Consider the following 19135-nt stretch of genomic DNA (forward strand, 5'->3'; position numbering starts at 1 on the left):
GCTACGACGACGCCTTCCCGGCCGTCGGCCGCACCGTCGCGCGGACGCCGGGCGAGGCGGACGCCGGGGCAGCCGCCGCATGGCGCCCCTGGCGCGCCTTCGCCGCGACCCACCTCGCCGTGGCGGAACTCCCCACGGCGAACGCCTGACCGAACCGACTCAACAGCCGTCAGTACCGAAGGGATCGATCATGCAGACTGCCCAGCGAGAACTGGCCGACGCCCTGCGCGCGCTGCACCGGGCCTCCGACGGGCGCGCACTGGTGCTGCCCAACGCGTGGGACGCCGCGAGCGCGGCGCTCATCGCACAGGCGGGTGCCCGGGCCATCGCCACGACCAGCGGGGGTGTCGCCTGGTCGGCCGGCCGGCCCGACGGCCACGGCCTGACCCGGCAGGAGATGGCCGCGGCCGTACGGCGGATCGCCGACTCGGTCGACGTGCCGGTGAGCGCCGACATCGAGGGCGGTTACGGACCCGGCGCCGACGATGTCGCGGCGACCGTCCGCGCGGTGATCGCGGCCGGTGCGGTCGGTGTCAACCTCGAGGACTCGCAGGCGCCGGGCGGGCCGCTGTACGCCGTGTCCGATCAAGCCGTACGCCTGCGCGCGGCCCGCTCCGCCGCCGAGGAAGCGAGCTTGCCCGGTCTGTGGATCAACGCGCGCACGGATGTGTTCCTCTTCGGCATCGGCGCCGCGGAGGAGCGCGTGGAGCATGTGCTGACCCGGGCGAAGGCCTATGCCGACGCGGGCGCCGACAGCCTGTTCGTCCCCGGCCTCGTCGACCTGGACACGGTGGCCGGACTGGTCCGCCGCAGCCCCCTGCCGGTCAACGTGATGGCGGGTCCGGGCGCACCGCCGGTGGCGGCGTTCGAGGCGGTCGGCGTCCGCCGTGTCAGCGTGGGCACCGCGCTCGCCCAGACCGCGTACGGGACCGTCCAGCGCGCGGCCGCCGAACTGCTGGACGCGGGCACCTACGACGCGCTGCGGGGTGCGGCCGACTTCGGCACCGTCAACGACGCCGTCACGACGCAACGGACATAACCTGGGCGGCTGGGCACCGGCCGACTGCACACCGGTGCCGGCAAGCACACCAAGGCCGACCTCTGCCAGGACCGCCGCACGCGCGTGTCGCCACTGATCCCCGCCCTTCCGACAGCCGCACGTGGGAGTCCGGCCCCGGACGGCGCCCTTGCCGACCGGGGCTGTCTCCTTTCCGCGGAGCGGAGCCAGCCCCTGCTCACACCCGCCTCCCAGACCCTGTGCGGTGCGCGTAACCCCTGATGATCGGGGGTGGAGACACCCACGTAATGAGCGGTTCGTACGGTCACGGAAGGTGAGACCAGGTCGAGCACAGCAGAGGGGAGGCGCCCGTGGCCGCGCCGGGCTCGCGGAGCGAGGGCACGACGAAGGTGCGGACGGTCTGCTCCTACTGCGGGGTGGGCTGCGGGCTGGTCCTCGACGTCGGCACGGGACCGGACGGGCGGCGTACGGTCCTGAAGGCGTCCGGGGACAAGGAGCACCCGGCGAACTTCGGCCGGCTGTGCACCAAGGGCGCGACCACCGCGGACATGCTCGCGGCCCCGGGCCGGCTGACCACCGCCCTCGTCCGGCCGGACCGGGGCGAGGAACCGCAGCCGGCGCCCGTGGCGGACGCCGTCGCCGAGACCGCCCGCCGCCTGCGCGCGATCGTCGACGAGCACGGCCCGGACGCGGTCGCGTTCTATGTCTCCGGACAGATGAGCCTGGAGGCGCAGTACCTGGCGAACAAGCTGGCCAAGGGCTTCGTGCGCACCAACCAGATCGAGTCGAACTCCCGGCTGTGCATGGCGAGCGCGGGCACCGGATACAAGCTGTCGCTGGGTGCGGACGGGCCGCCCGGCTCGTACCAGGACTTCGACAAGGCCGACCTCTTCTTCGTCATCGGCTCGAACATGGCCGACTGCCATCCCATCCTCTTCCTGCGGATGATGGACCGGGTGAAAAGCGCAGGCGCCAAGCTGATCGTCGTGGACCCGCGCCGTACCGCCACCGCCGCCAAGGCCGACCTGTTCCTTCAGCTCAGGCCCGGCACGGACCTCGCCCTGCTGAACGGGCTGCTGCACCTGCTGCACGAGAACGGCCACACCGACGCCGGCTTCATCGCCGCCCACACCGAGGGCTGGGAGGCGATGCCCGCGTTCCTCGCCGACTACCCGCCCGCCGCCGTCGCCGAGATCACCGGCGTCCCGGAGGACGACCTCCGCGAGGCGGCCCGGCTGATCGGCGAGGCGGGGGAGTGGACGAGCTGCTGGACGATGGGCCTCAACCAGTCCACGCACGGCACCTGGAACACCAACGCCCTGGTCAACCTGCACCTGGCCACCGGCGCGCTGTGCCGCCCCGGCAGCGGACCCTTCTCGCTGACCGGGCAGCCCAACGCCATGGGCGGCCGGGAGATGGGCTACATGGGGCCGGGGCTGCCCGGACAGCGCTCGGTCCTGGTCGACGCCGACCGGGCCTTCGTCGAGGAGCTGTGGGAGCTGGAGCCGGGCACCCTGCGCGCCGACGGCGTCGGCAGGGGAACGGTCGAGATGTTCCGGAAGATGGCCGACGGGGACATCAAGGCGTGCTGGATCATCTGCACCAACCCGGTCGCCTCCGTCGCGAACCGCAAGACCGTCATCGAGGGCCTGGAGGCAGCCGAGTTCGTCGTCACCCAGGACGTGTTCACGGAGACGGAGACCAACGCGTACGCCGATGTCGTCCTGCCGGGGGCCCTGTGGACCGAGACCGAGGGTGTCCTGACCAACAGCGAGCGCAACCTCACCCTGGCCCGGCCGGCCGCCGATCCGCCCGGCGAGGCGACGGCGGACTGGCGGATCATCGCCGCCGTGGCCCGTCGGATGGGCTACGAGAAGGGCTTCGCGTACGACAGCGCCGAGGAGGTCTTCGAGGAGATCAGGCGCGCCTGGAACCCGGCGACCGGCTGGGACCTGCGCGGTGTGAGCTACGAGCGGCTGCGGCGGACGCCCGTGCAGTGGCCGGCCCCGACCGCCGACGGCCCCGACCGCAACCCCGTCCGGTACCTCGGCGAGGACGGCTCGCCGGCCTTCCCGACGGCAAGCGGACGTGCCGTCTTCTATGCCCGTCCGCACATCCCGCCGGCGGAGATGCCCGACGACGACTACCCGTACGTCCTCAACACCGGCCGCCTCCAGCACCAGTGGCACACCCTGACCAAGACGGCCAAGGTGGCCAAGCTCAACAAGCTGAACCCCGGCCCCTTCGTCGAGGTGCACCCGCAGGACGCGGCCGAACTCGGCCTCGTCGAGGGGGACTCGGTGGAGGTCGCCTCGCGGCGCGGACGGGCCGTGCTGCCGGCGGTCGTCACGGACCGGGTGCGGCCGGGCTGCTGTTTCGCGCCGTTCCACTGGAACGACCTGTTCGGTGAGTATCTGAGCGTCAACGCGGTGACCAGCGACGCCGTCGACCCGCTGTCGTTCCAGCCCGAGTTCAAGGTGTGCGCGGTGTCGCTGGCCAAGGTGGCCGCCCCGGTGACGGTGCGGGCTCCTGTCCCGGCGGGCACGGCGGCCACGATCCCGGCGGCCGTAGAGGCCACGGCACCGCCCCCCGCCGCCCTTCCCGCCCCGTCCGCTTCCGGCCCGTTCGGGCTGGAGCCCGCACCGCCCCCGGTCCTGGCCGAACACGAACGCCGCTATCTGACCGGCTTCCTCGCCGGCATCCCCTCCGGCTTCCCGGGCGTACCGGTACTGCCGCCGGACGCCCCGTTCAGCCCGGAGCACGCCCTGTGGGTGAACGGCGTACTGGCCGGGATGTACTCCAGGACCGAGGCGACCCGTCCCACGGCGTACAGCCCTGACGGCTCCCCACCAACCTCCGCTCCCTCCCCGGACGCCGTACGCCGCCAGGTCGTGATCCTCTGGGCGTCACAGACCGGGAACGCGGAGGACTTCGCGACCACGGCGGCGGAGCGCCTCACGGCGGACGGTCATCCCGCCGCCCTCCTCCCCATGGCGGAGACGGACCCCGCCGCCCTGCCGTCCGACGCCGACCTGCTGCTGATCACGAGCACCTTCGGCGACGGCGACGCACCGGACAACGGCGCCGGATTCTGGGACGCCCTCGCCGCGCCCGAGGCCCCCCGCCTGAAGGGCAGGCGGTACGCCGTCCTGGCCTTCGGTGACTCCTCCTACGACGACTTCTGCGGCCACGGCCGGCGCCTGGACCGGCGTATGGAGGAACTGGACGCGGTGCGGCTGGCACCGCGCACCGACTGCGAACCGGACTACGAGACCGCCGCCGGGGCCTGGCTGGACCAGGTGCTCACCGCATTGCAGACGGGCGGGCAGCCAACCCCTGCCGTTCCCCCTGCCCCGCTGTCTTCCGCCCCTGCGCCTCCCCGGCCGCACCGTCCCGCCCCCGTCACCGCCCACCTCACCGGCAACCGCCTGCTCAGCATGCCCGGCGCGGGCAAGGAGGTCCGGCGCTTCACCTTCGACACCCGCGACAGCGACACGCCGTTGGCCTACGAGGCCGGGGACGCCCTGGCGGTGCACCCGGTCAACCGGCCGGAGCTCGTCACGGAGTGGCTGGCCGTCACCGGCCTGGACGCCGACGCGACCGTACAGGTCAAGAACGGGGGAGACGTGCCGTTCGCCGAGGCCCTGCTGCGCCGTCTGGACATCACCCGCATCACTCCCGGCCTGCTGCGCTTCGTTGCCGAGCGCGCCCGCGACCCGCGCGAGCTGCGCAAGCTGCTACGGCCGGACAACAAGGGGGAGTTGGCGCAGTGGTCCTGGGGACGCCAGGCCGTCGACGTGGTCGCCGAGTTCGGCATCCGGGCCGGGGCGCAGGAGTGGGCCGACGTGCTGGGCCGCCTGCAACCCCGCCTGTACTCCATATCCTCCAGCCCGCTGACGGACCCCCACCTGGTGTCGCTGACCGTCTCCGTCATCCGCTACGAGAACCTGGCCGGCCGCCCCCGCCAGGGCGTGTGCTCCCCTTTTCTCGCCGACGCGGAGCCGGGCACGCCGGTGCCGGTCCGCGTCCAGCGGGCCCCGCACTTCCGCCCGCCCGCCGACCCGGCCGCACCGGCCGTGATGGTGGGCCCCGGCACGGGCATCGCGCCCTTCATCGGCTTCCTCGAGGAACGCCGGGCCCGCGGCCACCGCGCCCCGAACTGGCTGTTCTTCGGGGAACAGCACCGCGCGACGGACTTCTACTACGAGGAGGAGCTGGCCGGGTTCCTGGCCGAGGGCACGCTCACCCGCCTGGACACCGCCTTCTCCCGCGACCAGCGCGCCAAGGTCTACGTCCAGGACCGGATGCGCGAACACGGCCCCCTGCTGTGGTCCTGGCTCCAGGACGGCGCCCACTTCTACGTCTGCGGCGACGCCTCCCGCATGGCCAAGGACGTCGACCGGGCCCTGCGGGACATCGCGGTGATCCACGGAGGCCTGGACGAGAGGGAGGCGGCGACGTACGTCAAGCAACTCGCCGCCGACAAGCGCTATGTGCGGGACGTGTACTGACCGTCGCACCGGTGCCCTCGTGGCGTGGGGTCAGGTCTGCCGGGCGTGCACCGGGTCGTTGGCGACGTCGTCGGGGCACTTCCGGTGCGGCGGGCGGATCCGCCGGTCGTGCTGCCAGTCGAACGCCGCCAGTCCCAGCGACGCCGCCATGCCGACGAGGGCGGCGCCCAGCGCGGTGACGAGGGCACCGCGGTAGTCGTCGCCTGTGCCGAGCACCAGATAGAAGAGGCCGGGCAGAGCGGCGGTCCCCACCGCGGCGCCGAGCCGCTGCCCGGTCTGCAGGGCACCGCCCGCCGCGCCCGCCATGCGCACCGGTACGTCCCGCAGCGTCATGGTGATGTTGGGGGAGACCACGAAGCCGCCCCCGACGCCACCGAGGAACAGGACGGGGGCGGCGGCCCAGGGAGCGACGCCGAGGGGCGCGAAGCGGAGCAACAGCGCGGTCGCGCCCAGTCCTGCGATCACACCCGCGAGACCGCACACGGTGAGCAGGCGGCCGAACCGGTCCACCAGCCGGCCGGCGACCACGGACGCGCCCGCCGAGCCCAGGGCGAAGGGGGTCACGGCGAGGCCGGAGCGGAGCGGGGAGAATCCCAGGCCGTGCTGGTAGAAGAGGGCGAAGACCAGCCAGATGCCGCTGAAGCCGACGAAGTACAGCGTGCCGACGCCGGCGCCGACGGCGTAGCCACGCACGGTGCTGAACAGCCGCGGGTCGAGCAGCGGCTGGATTCCGTGGCCGACGAGCCGGCGCTGCCACCAGGTGAAGACGGCGAGGACCGCGCCGCCGACGGGGAACAGCCACCAGAGGCTGCCGATGCCGCCGGAGTCCGCCTGGACCAGCGGGTACATCAGCGCGAGCACGCCGAGTCCGAGGAGCAGCACGCCGGGCAGGTCCACGTGGCCCCGCCCGGACCGCCGGGTGCGGGGCAGCAGCCGTCGGCCGAGCAGCACGGCGAGGATGCCGATGGGGACGTTGACGTAGAAGATCCACCGCCAGCCCTGGTCGCCGGAGGCGAGGGCGAGGACGGCGCCGCCGGTGAGAGGGCCGACGGCGGACGAGATGCCCACCGTGGTGCCGAAGAATCCGAAGGCACGGCCGCGTTCCGCGCCGCGGAACATCTGCTGGATCAGCGCGGAGTTCTGGGGCGCCATGAACCCGGCCGCCAGGCCCTGGGCGAGGCGGGCCACCACCAGCAGGGTGATGTCGGGGGCCGCTCCGCACGCCGCGCTGAAGACCACGAAGCCGCTGAGGGCCAGCAGGAAGATACGGCGCCGGTCCAGGGCGTCGCCGAGCCGGCCGGCGGTGACGAGGGCCAGGGCGAAACTGAGGGCGTATCCGGAGACCACCCACTGGACCTGGGCGGGGGAGGCGTGCAGGTCCCGTTGGACGGTGGGCAGGGCGACCGCCACGATCGTCACGTCCAGCAGGCTCATGAAGCCGGCCACCAGGGTGACCCACAGGGCCCGCCACCGCTGCGGATCCGGTTCGTACCCGTCCTCCCGGGCGCCCGTGTTCCGGCCGTCTGCGGCTGACGCTGTCACCTGGGCTCCTCTCACCGGGCCGGTACTCGAGGCGCCGGGACCGCACCCGGCTCACCAGGACCGCGCCCGGGCGAACCAAGTTCCCGCGCCACGGCGTGAGCACACCTCCCGGACGGCGACCGGACGTCTTGAGCGCACGAGAACTGTGCAGACGTGGGTGACACGACCGGCGAAAGGACATTCGGTCATGGCGGCGACCGACCGGGACGAGTCGGTGGACCCGCTGCGGTACGGCGCCTCCGGGTGCTGTTCCGCGCGATCGGGAAGCGACGCCACCCGAAGCTGCGCCGCAGCGACATCCTCAGCAGCTTCCGCGGTGAGGACCAGACGCTGCACCGCGGCTGGCGCATCCCCTTCCTGGTCGCGGCGGGATGCTCGGCTTCCTCTTCCTGTCCGTTCCCCGCCACGGCCGCCGCCGTCGTGGGCGTCGTCGCCGTGCAACTCGTCCGGGTGCGGTTCCCCGGCCCCAGGTTCTGATCAGTCCTCGGCGGCCGGTCCCGGCAGCACACCGGTGCCGAGGAGCCGTGCGGTGAACCCCGCCAGCCGTCCGCGCATCTCCGCGCGGGGCAGACCCTCCTCGCCGGCCAGGTGTTCGACGAGGTCGGCCCGGGTGGCGGCGAGCAGGGCGTGGGCGGTGAAGTCGCTGTCGGGCAGACCCGCAATCCGGTCCAGCAAGGTGCGCAGCAGGGTGTGCCACCGCTCGTAGTGTTCCGTGCGGTAAGGGCTGTCGCTGCCGGTCCGCTCCAGGGCCAGCGCAAGGTGGCGGTTGTCGAGCTTGAAGCACAGGACGGCGTCGAGCAGGGCCGGTACCCGCTCCAGCGGCGGGGCGGCGGGCCCCAGCGGGGGCGGGCCGTCTTCGACGGCGTTCCTGATCGGTTCGAGGCGCGCCTCGTACAGCGCGCGGATCAGGCTGGTGCGATCACCGAACGCGCGGAAGAGGGTGGCCTTGCCGACGCCGGCCGCAGCGGCGATGTCGGCCATGGTGACGCTGTCGGGGCTCTCGCACTGAGCGAAGAGCGCGTCGGCCGCCGCGAAGACGGCCGCCCGGTTGCGCATCGCGTCCTTGCGGGGGCTGCGCTCGGCCACGTGGTTCCTCCCTTGCGATCCGGACCCGTGGTCCGTGTCGTCGCAACAGAAACGGACCGCTGGTCCGTATCGTATGCGACGGAGGATCCGATGCCCACGCACCCCTCACCGGAAGAGCTCTACCGCCACAGCCTGCGCCTGCTCCTCGACAAGGACCGCCTGGCCGCCTCCATGCCGCGTGAGTTCGCCGCCGTGCTGGCCGGCCTGGACCGCGCCATCGCCCAGGGCGCCGAGGACCGGACCACCGACACCGTCCAGCGCGTGACCGGCCGCCCGCCCCGCAGCTTCCGGACGGTCGCCGAACGGGAGCTGACACGAGGCGGCTGAGACAGCACGTACCCTGGCCGGGCGATGAGGGAGGGCGCATGAGGGACAACGCGTGCCCCGGTGCGGTGCTGGTCGTCGACGACGACGCGGCGATCCGCCGGTCGCTGGAACGTGGCCTGAGGCTGAACGGCTTCATGGTGCGGACCGCGGCCGACGGACCCGGGGCGCTCACCGCGGTCGAGGAGGAACCACCGGACGTCCTGGTGCTCGACGTGTCGATGCCCGGTATGAGCGGCATCGAGGTGTGCACACGGCTGCGCGACTCGGGCCGGGACCTGCCGGTCCTGATGCTCTCCGCCCTCGACGAGACCGCCGACCGGATCGCCGGACTCCAGGCGGGCGGCGACGACTACCTGGTCAAGCCGTTCGCCCTGCAGGAGCTGGTGCTCCGACTGCACGCCCAGCTGCGCCGCCGGCCGCCCGCCGACCGCGCGGTGCTGCGGGTGGCGGGCCTGGTCATCGACCCGGCGGCGCGCACCGCCGGGCGGGACGGCCACCCGCTGGATCTGACCCGTCGCGAGTTCGAACTCCTCGAGGTGCTCGCCCGCAACGCCGGACTCGTCCTGACCCGCGACCAGCTCCTGGAACGCGTGTGGGGCTACGACTTCGACGTGCGCACCGACGCCGTCGACACCTTCGTCAGCTATCTACGGCGCAAGCTCGAGGCGGACGGCGGCCCGCGGCTGATCCACACCGTGCGCGGAGTCGGCTTCGTGCTCAGGGAGGCCGGGAACGCGCCGTGAGACTCTCGACCCGTATCGGCCTCGCCGTCGGCTGCACCGTCCCGTTGCTGGTCCTGGCCTCCGGCTGGCTGCTGCTGCACCTGGTCGCCCGGGACCTGCACCGCACCGAGGACCAGCATCTGCGCGAGCGGGCCGCGGCCATCGCCCCGGACGCCCGGTCGCTGCTGAGGGCCTCGGAGAACGGCCGGCCCAAGGCCGCCGACACCAGGGAACGAAGGCTGTTCAGCGCGGCCCTCGACGTCGGCGTACGCGTCGTCGGACCGGACGCCGACTTCCGCGGCGGACCTCAGCCCGGTCCGTCCGCGAGCCTCCCGCCGCGGCCCGCCGGCCCGGTCACCGTCCGCGACGGCACCCGCAGCTGGCGGGCCCTGGCCCGGCCCCTCCGGGGCACCAACGGCACTCTGTGGGTCTTCTCGACCGACACCGCCGACCGCGCCCAACTCGGGCTCGTGCGGCGCCGCGTGCTCCTCGCCGCACTCCTCGCCGCGCCCCTGTCCGGTCTGCTCGCCTGGGGCCTGGCCAGCGGTGTGAGCGCCCCGCTGCGCCGCCTCACCCGCCGCACCGCCGGCCTGGACCCGCGCACCGGCAGCGCCCGGCCGGACGACCGGCGCACCGGGGTGACCGAGGTCGACGAGCTGGCCGCCACCCTGCGGACCGTCCTCGCCCGCTACGACGAACAGGCCGTCCGCACCGCCGAGGCCCTGGACACCGCCCGGTCCTTCTCCGCCGCCGCGGCGCACGAACTGCGCACGCCGCTGATGAGCATGGGCACCAACCTCGACATCCTCGCCGACCACCCGGGCCTGCCGGCACCCGACCGCGCCGAGGTCCTCGCCGACCTGCGGCGTGAACACGCCCGGCTGCTCGGCCTGTTGGTGATGCTGCGCGAGCTGGGCCGCGGGGACCTGGTGGAGGCGGACGCGTTCCGCCCCGTCGACCTCGCCGACGTGGCGGACGCGGCCGTCGCCGAGGCCCGCCGCCGGGCCCCCGACGCCGAGATCGTGCTGGACGCCGCCCCCGGGCTCACCGTGCACGGCTGGGAGCCCGGCCTCAGGCTGCTGCTGGACAACCTGCTCGGCAACGCCCTGGCGCACGGGCGGGACGCGCGCGGCCGGGCGTGGGTCCGGGTGGGCGCGAGCGCAACCGCGGACCAGGTCGCGATCACGGTGGACGACCACGGGCCCGGCGTGCCGCCCGCCGCCCGGGACAGGATCTTCGAGCGGTTCCAGCGGGGCCCGGACAGCGCGGGCTCCGGACTCGGCCTGACCCTCGTCGCCCAGCAGGCGGCGCTGCACCGGGGGAGCGTCACGGTGACGGACGGACCCGACGGGATCGGCGCCCGCTTCGACGTACGGCTGCCCCCGGGCGGTGGCGGGCTGCCCCACCGGCGGGACTGGCTCATCGGTACAGCCGGGGCAAACCGGTCACAGAGTTTCCCCAAAGACACTCCCTAGCCTCGCCGGCGGCGGACGGCGGACCTGGCCGTCCGCCGGAAGAGAACGGAGAGGCAGATGGACGTACGACGACGCACGCGCACGCTGCTCGCGGGGCTCGCCGTGACAGCGGTCCTGGCGGGCGCGGCGGGGACCGCCTCGGCGGCCGACAGCACACCCACCGCCAAACCGGCCGGTGACGGGGCCCACGCACTGTGCAAGCGGGTGCCGAAGATCGACCGCCGGATCGCACGGGCCCTGAAGCGGCTCGACGCCGGAGCCGGAACGCGCGGCTCGGTGGCACGGCTGCAGAAGCGGGTCGACAACGCGAAGAAGGCGGGCCACACCGAGATCGCCGGCTACCTCCAGGACCGGCTGGACTTCCGCACGTCACTGCGGACCAACCTGGAACAGCGCCAGAAGGATCTGGCGGCCGTGAAGACGTGGTGCGCGGCCAACGGCGACGGGAAGGCGGCGGACTGATGCGGGTCCGGCGCCGCCACCTGACGCTGACCGCGGCCACCGCTCTGGTGGTGGTGCTCGGCGCGGGCTGCGCCCACCAGGACGGCGCCTCCCCGAAGGCCACGCCCGACGCCGCGTCCGCCACGGCGTCGTCCGGCGGGCCCTCGCAACTGGCCGAGATGCAGAAGAAGGTGAACGCGGCCGAATCCGCGGCGGCCGCGGCCGACCGGGACGCGGCGGGCACCGCCGACCGCTGACCCGCGCGGGGAGCGCCGCACGGCGCTCCCCGTCCGGCATCTGCGTATGTCCACCCCCCGTCCACCCCCCGTCCGCCCCTCGGCAGCCCGCGCTCATGTGCCGGGCGCCCCCGCGCGCAGGCCGTCCATGACCAGGTCGAGGAGCCGGGTGGCGCGTGTCCGCCAGTCGTCGTGCGGGTCGAGCTGCCACAGGCCCGCGATGGCGAGGAGGAAGTCGTCCGCGGTGACTCCGGGCCGGATGGTGCCTGCTTCGTCGTTGGCGCGCAGCAGGAGTTCCGCCGCGGCCGTCACCGGCGTGGGGGGCGGCTTGCGGGGGCCGCCCGGGGCGCTGGTGGCCTGCCGGATCGCCTCGGCCAGCCCGGCCTTGGTCATGGCGAACTCGGAGAGCCGGTCCATCCAGGCGCGCAGGGCCTCTTCGGGTGCCCGGGTCCGCAGCAGACGGGCCGCCGCGTCGGCGACCTGCTGCATCTCGTGGCGGTAGATCTCGAGGACGAGCGATTCCCGGTTGGGGAAGTTCCGGTAGAAGGTGCCCTGTCCGACACCGGCCTTCCTGGCGATGGCGCTGAGCGGGGCGTCCGCGCAGCGCGACAGTTCGGTGACCGCCACTTCCAGGATGCGCTCGCGGTTTCGCTGTGCGTCCGAGCGCCGGGGTGATTCCTTCTGCTGCGGCACTCGTCCTCCTCGAGGGTCGTGGCCGAACCTCGCCCTTGCTAAGCGGACAGCTGTCCGTTACGTTTCCAGTTACCGGACAGTTGTCCGGTTGCGTTCCACCATAGCCGCGGACGCCGTCCTACGGCAGTCGCCGGCTGCCTCGGTTCCGTCCCAGCGCCCCGCGCACGTGCGGCAGCCGGACCCCTCCCGACCTCCCTGGAAACGCGAAAGAAGCAGCTCATGGCCTCATCGACGTCCAGTGTCATCACCTTGAAGATCAACGGCGAGAAGCACACACTGCCTGTCGACCACCGCACCACCCTGCTCGACGCACTGCGCGAGCGTCTCGATCTGACCGGCACCAAGAAGGGTTGTGACCAGGGACAATGCGGTGCCTGTACGGTCCTGCTGGACGGGCGCCGGGCCGTCGCCTGCCTGCAACTGGCCGTGGCGGCCGAGGGCCGCGAGATCACCACCATCGAAGGCGTGGCCGACGGTGACCGGTTGCACCCCGTGCAGCAGGCCTTCCTCGATCTGGACGGCTACCAGTGCGGCTACTGCACGCCAGGGCAAATCTGTTCGGCGATCGGGGTGATAGAGGAACACGCGGCGGGCTGGCCGAGCGCCGTCACCGACGACGTCCGGCCCGAAGCGGGGCCACCGCCCCTGACAGCCGACGAGATCCGGGAGCGGATGAGCGGCAACCTGTGCCGTTGCGGTGCGTACGTCTCCATCGTCGAGGCGGTGGCCCGGGCCGCCGAAGAAACGGCGGACAAGGGACGCACGACCCCCATGGCGGACGCGGCGGAGGTGGCGGCATGAAGGAGTTCGCCTATCAGCGGGCGTCCGACGTCGCCGGCGCCGTCGCGCTGCTCGGCGCCGATCCGGACACCCGCTTCCTCGGCGGCGGCACCAACCTCGTCGACCTCATGAAGACCGGTGTCGAGCGGCCCGCCCGGCTCGTCGACATCCGCGAACTCCCGCTCGACGACATCGAGTCGACCCCGCGGGGCGGTCTGCGCATCGGTGCCACCGTCACCAACGGCGACCTGGCCGCCCACCCCGAGGTCCGGCGCCGTTACCCGGCGCTGGCTCAGGCGGTGCTGGCCGGCGCGTCCGGGCAGCTGCGCAACATGGCCACGGTCGGCGGGAACCTGCTGCAGCGCACCCGCTGCGGCTACTTCACCGACGTCACCAACCCCTGCAACAAGCGGGCCCCCGGCAGCGGTTGCCCCGCGATCGAGGGTGAGCACCACAACCACGCGATCCTGGGCGCCTCCGGCCACTGCGTGGCCGTACACCCCTCGGACATGGCCGTGGCCCTGAGCGCGTTCGACGCCGTCGTCCACTTCGAAACGGCGGACGGGCCCGGGGAGTTGCCGCTCACCGCGTTCTACCTGCCCGTCGGTGACACCCCGCACCGCGAGACCTCCCTGCCGCGGGGCGCGCTGATCACCGGCGTCACTCTGCCGCCCGCCCCGGTGGCCGCCACCTCCCGCTACCGCAAGGTGCGCGAGCGTGCCTCGTACGCGTTCGCCATCGGCTCGGTCGCCGCCGCGGTCGACGTCCGGGACGGCATCGTCCGCGACGCGCGCCTGGCCTTCGGCGCCGTCGCCTCACGTCCGTGGCGGGCCGTCGCCGCCGAACGCGTGCTGACCGGTGCGACGGCCGACGCCGCGACCTACGCCGCCGCGGCGGACGCCGAGCTGGCGGCGGCCCGGCCGCTGCCGCACAACGGATACAAGGTGGATCTCATGCGCAACCTGGTGGTGGCCGTCCTGTCCGAACTCGCCGAGGAGTGCGCCCGATGACCACCGCCACCACCGGAACACACACCCACACGCCCTCCGTCGGCACCGCCCGCACCCGCGTGGAGGGCAGGGACAAGGTCACCGGAGCGGCGCGCTACGCGGGAGAGGTGCCCTTCGCCGACCTCGCCCACGGCTGGCTCGTGCTGTCCACGGTCGCCCGCGGCCGTATCCGCGCCCTCGACACCGGCCCCGTCCTCGCCATGCCGGGTGTTCTCGCCGTCCTGGACCACCGCAACGCCCCGCGCGTCGACACCGACTACACCGGCCTGCTGGGCACGCGCCCGGACCCGACCTGCGCGGTCTTCCAGCACGACCGCGTGCCCCACCTGGGCTGGCCGGTGGCCCTGGTGGTGGCCGAGACGTCCGAACAGGCCAGGGAGGCCGCCGAAGCCCTCGTGGTGCACTACGAACAGGAGCCCCACGACACGGACTTCACCGGCGAGCACCCGGACGCCCGCCCGGTGGACGGCCACATGCCCGCCGTGACGGAGAAGGGCGACCTCGACGCCGAACTGGCCGCCTCGGCCGTCGTCCTGGACGCCGAGTACACCACGCCCGAAGAGCACCACAACCCGATGGAACCGCACGCGGCGACCGCCCGCTGGGACGGCGGCCGGCTCGAGGTGATCGACTCCAACCAGGGCGCCACCTGGGTCGTCGGCGAACTCGCGAAGCTCTTCTCGCTCGACCCTGCCTCGGTGCGCGTACGCTCCGAACACGTCGGCGGCGGTTTCGGCAGCAAGGGCCCCCGCGCCCACCAGGTGGCCGCCGTGATGGCCGCGACCCTCCTTCAGCGGCCCGTACGCGTGGTCCTGACCCGCCGCCAGATGTTCTCGCTGACCGGCTACCGCAGCCCTACCACCCAGCGCGTCCGGCTCGGCGCCGACGCCGACGGACGGCTGCGCGCACTGGAACACCGCTCCGTCAGCGTCACCTCCACGGTGCACGAGTTCGTCGAACCGAGCGCCGGGGTGGCCCGGGTGATGTACGACGCCGACGCCCACCACACCGCCAACCGCGTCGTACGGCTCGACGTGCCGACCCCGACATGGATGCGCGCGCCGGGTGAGGCGCCCGGGTCCTTCGCGCTGGAGGCGGCGCTCGACGAACTCGCCGAGCAGTGCGCGATCGACCCGATCGAGCTGCGCCTGCGCAACGAACCCGAGAAGGGCCCCGTGTCCGGCCTGCCGTTCGCCGGCCGCAATCTGGCCGCCTGCTTCCGGGAGGGCGCCCGCAGGTTCGGCTGGGCGGACCGGGACCCGCGTCCCGGGCTGCGCCGGGACGGCCGCTGGCTGCTCGGCACCGGTACGGCGGCGGCCTCCTTCCCCTCGGGCGCCGCACCGTCCACCGCGACGGCGACCGCGCACCCGGACGGCACGTTCACCGTCCGGATCTCCGCGGCCGACATCGGCACCGGGGCCCGCACGGCACTCACCCTGGTCGCCGCGGACGCGCTCCAGGTGCCGCCGGAGCGCGTCCTGGTGCGCATCGGCGACAGCGACTTCGGCCCGGCGATGATCGCGGGCGGCTCCATGGGCACCCGCTCCTGGTCCTGGGCCGTCACGGCCGCGGCCGGCGAACTGCGCGAACGGCTGGCGCTCGGTGCCGACATCCCCGCGGAGGGCATCACGGTACGGTCCGACACCGCCGCCGCCATCGGCGCCCTCACCCCCGCCGAACGGCACTCCTTCGGCGCGCAGTTCGCCGAGGTCGCCGTGGACGCCGCCACCGGCGAGGTGCGGGTGCGGCGCATGCTCGGCGTCTTCGCGGCGGGCCGGATCGTCAACCCGCTCACCGCACGCAACCAGCTTCGGGGCGGCATGATCTGGGGCATCTCCATGGCCCTGCACGAGGAGGCCGTCCGGGACCGCGCCTCGGGCGGGGTCCTCGGCGCCGACCTCGCGGGCTACCACGTGGCGACGCACGCCGACGTACCCGCCGTCGAGGCCGACTGGATCGACGACACGGACCCGAACGACCCGGTCGGGATCAAGGGCATCGGCGAGATCGGCGTCGTCGGCGCCGCGGCCGCCATTGCCAACGCGGTCTGGCACGCGACCGGCGTACGCCACCGGAGCCTGCCCATCCGCCCCGACCGCATCCTGTCGGCCGCCGCGGAGGCGCCGGATGCTTGACCTCGCCGAGGAACTGCACCGCTGGACCGAGGAGGGCCGGGAGTTCGCCGTCGCCACCGTGGTGTCCGTCGGCGGCAGTGCGCCCCGCGGTCCAGGCGCCGCCCTCGCCGTCGACCGCGCGGGCACCGTCATCGGCTCGGTCTCCGGCGGCTGCGTCGAGGGCGCGGTGTATGACCTGTGCGTCGAGTCGCTGCGGACCGGTGAGAGCGTGCTCGAACGCTTCGGCTACAGCGACGAGGACGCCTTCGCCGTGGGGCTGACCTGCGGCGGGACGATCGAGGTGCTGGTCACGCCCGTGGCCGGACAGGCCGGGACGGTCCTGGCCTCGGCCCTGTCGGCCGCCGCGCGGAACGCGCCGGCGGCCCTGGCCCGCGTCGCCCGCGGCCCGGCCGAACTCCTCGGCCGCGCCCTGCTGGTCGGCCCCGACGGCACCCACGAGGGCGGCCTCGGCGGCCATCCGGACCTGGACCGGACGGCGGCGGCCGAGGCCCGGGCCCTGCTGGAGGCGGGCCGCACCGGCACGGTTTACGTCTCGGCGAGCGGAGCGGGACGGGGGTCCCCCCGGACGGAGTCCGGGGGAGGCTCCCACTGCCCCGGCGGCCTCACCCTGCTCGTCGAGTCGAACGTGCCGCCGCCCCGCATGGTGGTTTTCGGCGCGGTCGACTTCGCGGCGGCGCTGGCGCGGGCCGGAAAGTTCCTCGGCTACCACGTGACCGTGTGCGACGCCCGCCCCGTCTTCGCCACGCGGGCCCGATTCCCCGACGCCGACGAGGTGGTGGTCGACTGGCCGCACCGCTACCTGCGGCGCACCGGCACCGACGCGCGTACGGTCCTGTGCGTGCTCACCCACGACGCGAAGTTCGACGTCCCCCTGCTGAAGGAGGCCCTGCGCAGGCCGGCGGCGTTCGTCGGCGCGATGGGCTCGCGCCGCACGCACGAGGACCGCAACCGGCGGCTGCGGGCGGAAGGCGTGAGCGAACGGGAACTGGCCCGGCTGCGCTCACCGATCGGCCTCGACCTGGGCGCCCGGACTCCGGAGGAGACCGCCCTGTCGATCGCGGCGGAGATCGTCGCCGCGCGGCGGGGCGGCACGGGCGTTCCCCTCACCGGCTCCGGGACGCCGATCCACCGCGAGAGTATAGTATTCAGCAGCTGATGAATTACTGCTCTCGTGAAGGGCAGGACTGCCATGGAACAGAGGGAACGGACCACCTGCTGTGTGGTGGGCGGCGGCCCCGCGGGCCTGGTGCTCGCCCTGCTGCTGGCCCGGGCCGGCGTCGAGGTGACGGTCCTGGAGAAGCACGGCGACTTCCTGCGCGACTTCCGCGGCGACACCGTCCACCCGTCCACGCTGGCGCTGCTGGACGATCTGGGACTGGCCGAGCGCTTCGCCCGGCTGCCGCAGCGCCGCGTACGCACCGTCCAGCTGCCGATCGGAGCCGGCCGCTCGGCGGTCACGGTCGCGGACCTCTCGGTGCTGCGCGGTCCCTACAACTACGTGGCGATGGTCCCCCAGTGGGACCTGCTGGACCTGCTCGCGGACGAGGCCCGCCGCGAGCCGTCCTTCCACCTGCGCATGAACACCGAGGCGACCGACTTCCTGATCGAGTCCGGACGGGTGACCGGAGTGCGCTACCGCACCTCCGACGGCCGCGCCGGGGAGTTGCGCGCCGTGCTCACCGTCGCCTGCGACGGCCGGGGATCACTGGCCCGTGCCCGGCCGGAACTGGGACTGCACGGCTTCGCCTGCCCGATGGACGCCTGGTGGTTCCGGCTGCCGCGCAAGGAGGGCGACCCGCAGGGACTCGTCGGCGCCGTCGGAGACCGCTTCCTGACCGCGATGATCGACCGCGGCGACTACTGGCAGTGCGCCGGGCTCATCCCCAAGGGCACGAACGCCCGGCGCCGCGCCGCAGGCCTCGACCGGTTCCTGGCCGAGTTCGCCGCCGCTGCTCCCTGGACGGCCGACCGCGTGCACGCCGTGCGCTCGTGGGACGAGGTCAAGCTCCTCGACGTGCGCCTGGACCGGCTGCGCCGCTGGCACCGCCCCGGCCTGCTGTGCATCGGCGACGCCGCGCACGCCATGTCCCCGGTCTTCGGCATCGGCATCAACCTCGCGGTGCAGGACGCCGTGGCCGCCGCCCGCTGTCTCACCGAGCCGCTGCGCCGCGGAACCGTGGGCCTGCGCGACGTACACCGGGTGCAGCGCCGCCGCCGTCCCACCACGGTCGCCACCCAGGCCCTCCAGCGGACGGCCCACGCCCGCTTCATCGCTCCGGTCCTGCAGGGCCGGCCGCCCCTCGGGAGCGCGGACCGGGCCCGGCGCGTGGCACGACTGCTCGCCGAGTCACGGTGGCTTCGCCGGCTGCCCGCGTACTTCGTCGCCTACGGCGCGCTCCGGGAGCGCCCACCCGCCACGGCGGTCCGGTAGCGGGTCAGGCTCGTACTGACCGACCCCGCGAACCGGCCCCGGTGGGCCGTGGTCAACGTCCGGTCCGTCGAGCCCACCGACGACCCCGACTGATGGCGCATGTCCACTCCGCTGGGCCCCGCCAGGCTGCGCCTGCGTGCCAACGACGAGTACGGCATCCCCGATCACGACCACGTCGCCGACGCCACCTCCTGGCAGGTACCGGCCCGTCACAGCATGACGTGCTTGACCTGCGTGTAGTCCAGCAGACTGGTGAGGGAGAGGCCGCTGCCGTAGCCGGAGTGGCGCACACCGCCGTGCGGCATCTCCGAGACCGTCGTGCCATGCGCGTTGACCCGGACGAGGGCGTCCCTGTCCTGTCGGCGCCGGCTCGAGTGGTTCGGGAAGTGCCACGCGGACGGGAGGATCGTCGGCGTCAAGTCCCGTCCACAGTACGGTCGTCGCGTCGCAGGCGAGCCGTGAGCAGGGAGCGCTCGGCGGGGTTCGCGGTGAGGTGGAGGGCCTGGCGGTCGGCCCGCCTCCTCCCGGCAGGCCCGCTCGGTCAGCGACCTGGTCTCCCGGGCGCCGACCGGGTCAGCGCTCGGCGACCGGACGCACCTCCGCCTTGCCGTCGGGCACCGGGAAGCTCGCCGCCGGCTCCAGCGCGCTGTCCGGCACCTCGACGGTCGCGTAGCCGCCGATCGCCTCCTCGGCCTCCGGCAGAGGGCGGTCGATCATGTCGACCACCC

The 19135-nt window shown here is 73.7% G+C and carries 17 protein-coding genes and 1 pseudogene; 13 read left to right on the forward strand and 5 right to left on the reverse strand.

Going from position 1 to position 19135, the window contains the following annotated elements; all coding sequences use genetic code 11:
* The first annotated feature begins 190 nt into the window (after positions 1-190).
* Positions 191-1039, forward strand: a complete 849-nt coding sequence (locus ACZ7GZ_RS23940; RefSeq protein ID WP_471027348.1) for an isocitrate lyase/PEP mutase family protein — start codon at positions 191-193, stop codon at positions 1037-1039.
* Between the two features lie 329 nt (positions 1040-1368).
* Positions 1369-5529 (forward strand): molybdopterin-dependent oxidoreductase, encoded by a 4161-nt coding sequence (locus ACZ7GZ_RS23945; protein WP_471027229.1) that lies wholly within the window; start codon positions 1369-1371, stop codon positions 5527-5529.
* Between the two features lie 30 nt (positions 5530-5559).
* Here the strand turns inward: ACZ7GZ_RS23945 and ACZ7GZ_RS23950 are convergent, their stop codons facing one another.
* Positions 5560-7071 (reverse strand): MFS transporter, encoded by a 1512-nt coding sequence (locus ACZ7GZ_RS23950; protein WP_471027231.1) that lies wholly within the window; start codon positions 7069-7071, stop codon positions 5560-5562.
* A 243-nt stretch (positions 7072-7314) separates the two neighbouring features.
* Here ACZ7GZ_RS23950 and ACZ7GZ_RS23955 point away from each other — a divergent pair, with 243 nt between their 5' ends.
* Positions 7315-7548 (forward strand): hypothetical protein, encoded by a 234-nt coding sequence (locus tag ACZ7GZ_RS23955; RefSeq protein ID WP_471027232.1) that lies wholly within the window; start codon positions 7315-7317, stop codon positions 7546-7548.
* Here ACZ7GZ_RS23955 and ACZ7GZ_RS23960 read toward each other — a convergent pair whose 3' ends face one another.
* Complete coding sequence (locus ACZ7GZ_RS23960) at positions 7549-8157, reverse strand: TetR/AcrR family transcriptional regulator (RefSeq protein WP_471027234.1); 609 nt, start codon at positions 8155-8157, stop codon at positions 7549-7551.
* 150 nt (positions 8158-8307) lie between these two features.
* On the opposite strand from ACZ7GZ_RS23960, the pseudogene ACZ7GZ_RS23965 reads away from it, so the two are divergent.
* The 5 genes and pseudogenes from ACZ7GZ_RS23965 to ACZ7GZ_RS23985 form a co-directional block, all read left to right on the forward strand.
* A pseudogene (locus tag ACZ7GZ_RS23965) lies at positions 8308-8484 on the forward strand (ergot alkaloid biosynthesis protein); the annotation flags it as partial.
* Between the two features lie 38 nt (positions 8485-8522).
* Positions 8523-9227 carry a response regulator transcription factor gene (locus ACZ7GZ_RS23970; RefSeq protein ID WP_471027235.1) on the forward strand — a complete coding sequence of 235 codons (705 nt, stop codon included), beginning with the start codon at positions 8523-8525 and terminating at the stop codon, positions 9225-9227.
* Complete coding sequence (locus ACZ7GZ_RS23975; protein WP_471027237.1) at positions 9224-10681, forward strand: sensor histidine kinase; 1458 nt, start codon at positions 9224-9226, stop codon at positions 10679-10681. Before ACZ7GZ_RS23970 ends, ACZ7GZ_RS23975 begins: the two co-directional genes overlap by 4 nt.
* A 57-nt stretch (positions 10682-10738) precedes the next feature.
* Positions 10739-11143 carry a hypothetical protein gene (locus ACZ7GZ_RS23980; protein WP_471027239.1) on the forward strand — a complete coding sequence of 135 codons (405 nt, stop codon included), beginning with the start codon at positions 10739-10741 and terminating at the stop codon, positions 11141-11143.
* Positions 11143-11379 carry a hypothetical protein gene (locus ACZ7GZ_RS23985; protein WP_471027240.1) on the forward strand — a complete coding sequence of 79 codons (237 nt, stop codon included), beginning with the start codon at positions 11143-11145 and terminating at the stop codon, positions 11377-11379. Before ACZ7GZ_RS23980 ends, ACZ7GZ_RS23985 begins: the two co-directional genes overlap by 1 nt.
* A gap of 93 nt (positions 11380-11472) precedes the next feature.
* Here ACZ7GZ_RS23985 and ACZ7GZ_RS23990 read toward each other — a convergent pair whose 3' ends face one another.
* A complete protein-coding gene (locus tag ACZ7GZ_RS23990; protein WP_471027242.1) occupies positions 11473-12051 on the reverse strand; it encodes a TetR/AcrR family transcriptional regulator in 579 nt (192 codons plus the stop codon).
* A 219-nt stretch (positions 12052-12270) separates the two neighbouring features.
* Here ACZ7GZ_RS23990 and ACZ7GZ_RS23995 point away from each other — a divergent pair, with 219 nt between their 5' ends.
* Genes ACZ7GZ_RS23995 through ACZ7GZ_RS24015 form a run of 5 tightly spaced genes read left to right on the forward strand, consistent with a single transcriptional unit; the run spans position 12271 to position 18407 of the window.
* On the forward strand, positions 12271-12852 hold the full coding sequence (locus ACZ7GZ_RS23995; RefSeq protein WP_471027243.1) for a (2Fe-2S)-binding protein: 582 nt from the start codon (positions 12271-12273) through the stop codon (positions 12850-12852).
* Positions 12849-13841, forward strand: coding sequence for an FAD binding domain-containing protein (locus ACZ7GZ_RS24000; protein ID WP_471027245.1), 993 nt, complete (start codon positions 12849-12851; stop codon positions 13839-13841). The genes ACZ7GZ_RS23995 and ACZ7GZ_RS24000 overlap by 4 nt, the downstream gene beginning before the upstream one ends.
* A complete protein-coding gene (locus ACZ7GZ_RS24005) occupies positions 13838-15976 on the forward strand; it encodes a xanthine dehydrogenase family protein molybdopterin-binding subunit (protein ID WP_471027246.1) in 2139 nt (712 codons plus the stop codon). The genes ACZ7GZ_RS24000 and ACZ7GZ_RS24005 overlap by 4 nt, the downstream gene beginning before the upstream one ends.
* Complete coding sequence (locus tag ACZ7GZ_RS24010; protein WP_471027247.1) at positions 15969-17132, forward strand: XdhC family protein; 1164 nt, start codon at positions 15969-15971, stop codon at positions 17130-17132. Before ACZ7GZ_RS24005 ends, ACZ7GZ_RS24010 begins: the two co-directional genes overlap by 8 nt.
* A gap of 33 nt (positions 17133-17165) precedes the next feature.
* Positions 17166-18407: an FAD-dependent oxidoreductase gene (locus tag ACZ7GZ_RS24015; RefSeq protein WP_471027249.1), complete on the forward strand. Its 1242-nt coding sequence runs from the start codon at positions 17166-17168 to the stop codon at positions 18405-18407.
* 209 nt (positions 18408-18616) lie between these two features.
* Here ACZ7GZ_RS24015 and ACZ7GZ_RS24020 read toward each other — a convergent pair whose 3' ends face one another.
* Positions 18617-18826, reverse strand: a complete 210-nt coding sequence (locus tag ACZ7GZ_RS24020; RefSeq protein ID WP_471027251.1) for an aldehyde dehydrogenase family protein — start codon at positions 18824-18826, stop codon at positions 18617-18619.
* 154 nt (positions 18827-18980) lie between these two features.
* Complete coding sequence (locus ACZ7GZ_RS24025) at positions 18981-19124, reverse strand: YciI family protein (protein WP_471027252.1); 144 nt, start codon at positions 19122-19124, stop codon at positions 18981-18983.
* Positions 19125-19135 lie beyond the last annotated feature (11 nt).

This window comes from Streptomyces sp. NPDC037288, assembly GCF_055603265.1.

Bases quoted from the DNA above. Each gene is read 5' to 3' on its own strand.
- ACZ7GZ_RS24000 (WP_471027245.1), top strand. From the start codon at position 12,849: ATGAAGGAGTTCGCCTATCAGCGGGCGTCCGACGTCGCCGGCGCCGTC.
- ACZ7GZ_RS24015 (WP_471027249.1), top strand. From the start codon at position 17,166: ATGGAACAGAGGGAACGGACCACCTGCTGTGTGGTGGGCGGCGGCCCC.
- ACZ7GZ_RS24025 (WP_471027252.1), bottom strand. From the start codon at position 19,124: ATGATCGACCGCCCTCTGCCGGAGGCCGAGGAGGCGATCGGCGGCTAC.
- ACZ7GZ_RS23970 (WP_471027235.1), top strand. From the start codon at position 8,523: ATGAGGGACAACGCGTGCCCCGGTGCGGTGCTGGTCGTCGACGACGAC.
- ACZ7GZ_RS23980 (WP_471027239.1), top strand. From the start codon at position 10,739: ATGGACGTACGACGACGCACGCGCACGCTGCTCGCGGGGCTCGCCGTG.
- ACZ7GZ_RS24005 (WP_471027246.1), top strand. From the start codon at position 13,838: ATGACCACCGCCACCACCGGAACACACACCCACACGCCCTCCGTCGGC.
- ACZ7GZ_RS23995 (WP_471027243.1), top strand. From the start codon at position 12,271: ATGGCCTCATCGACGTCCAGTGTCATCACCTTGAAGATCAACGGCGAG.
- ACZ7GZ_RS24010 (WP_471027247.1), top strand. From the start codon at position 15,969: ATGCTTGACCTCGCCGAGGAACTGCACCGCTGGACCGAGGAGGGCCGG.
- ACZ7GZ_RS23940 (WP_471027348.1), top strand. From the start codon at position 191: ATGCAGACTGCCCAGCGAGAACTGGCCGACGCCCTGCGCGCGCTGCAC.
- ACZ7GZ_RS23985 (WP_471027240.1), top strand. From the start codon at position 11,143: ATGCGGGTCCGGCGCCGCCACCTGACGCTGACCGCGGCCACCGCTCTG.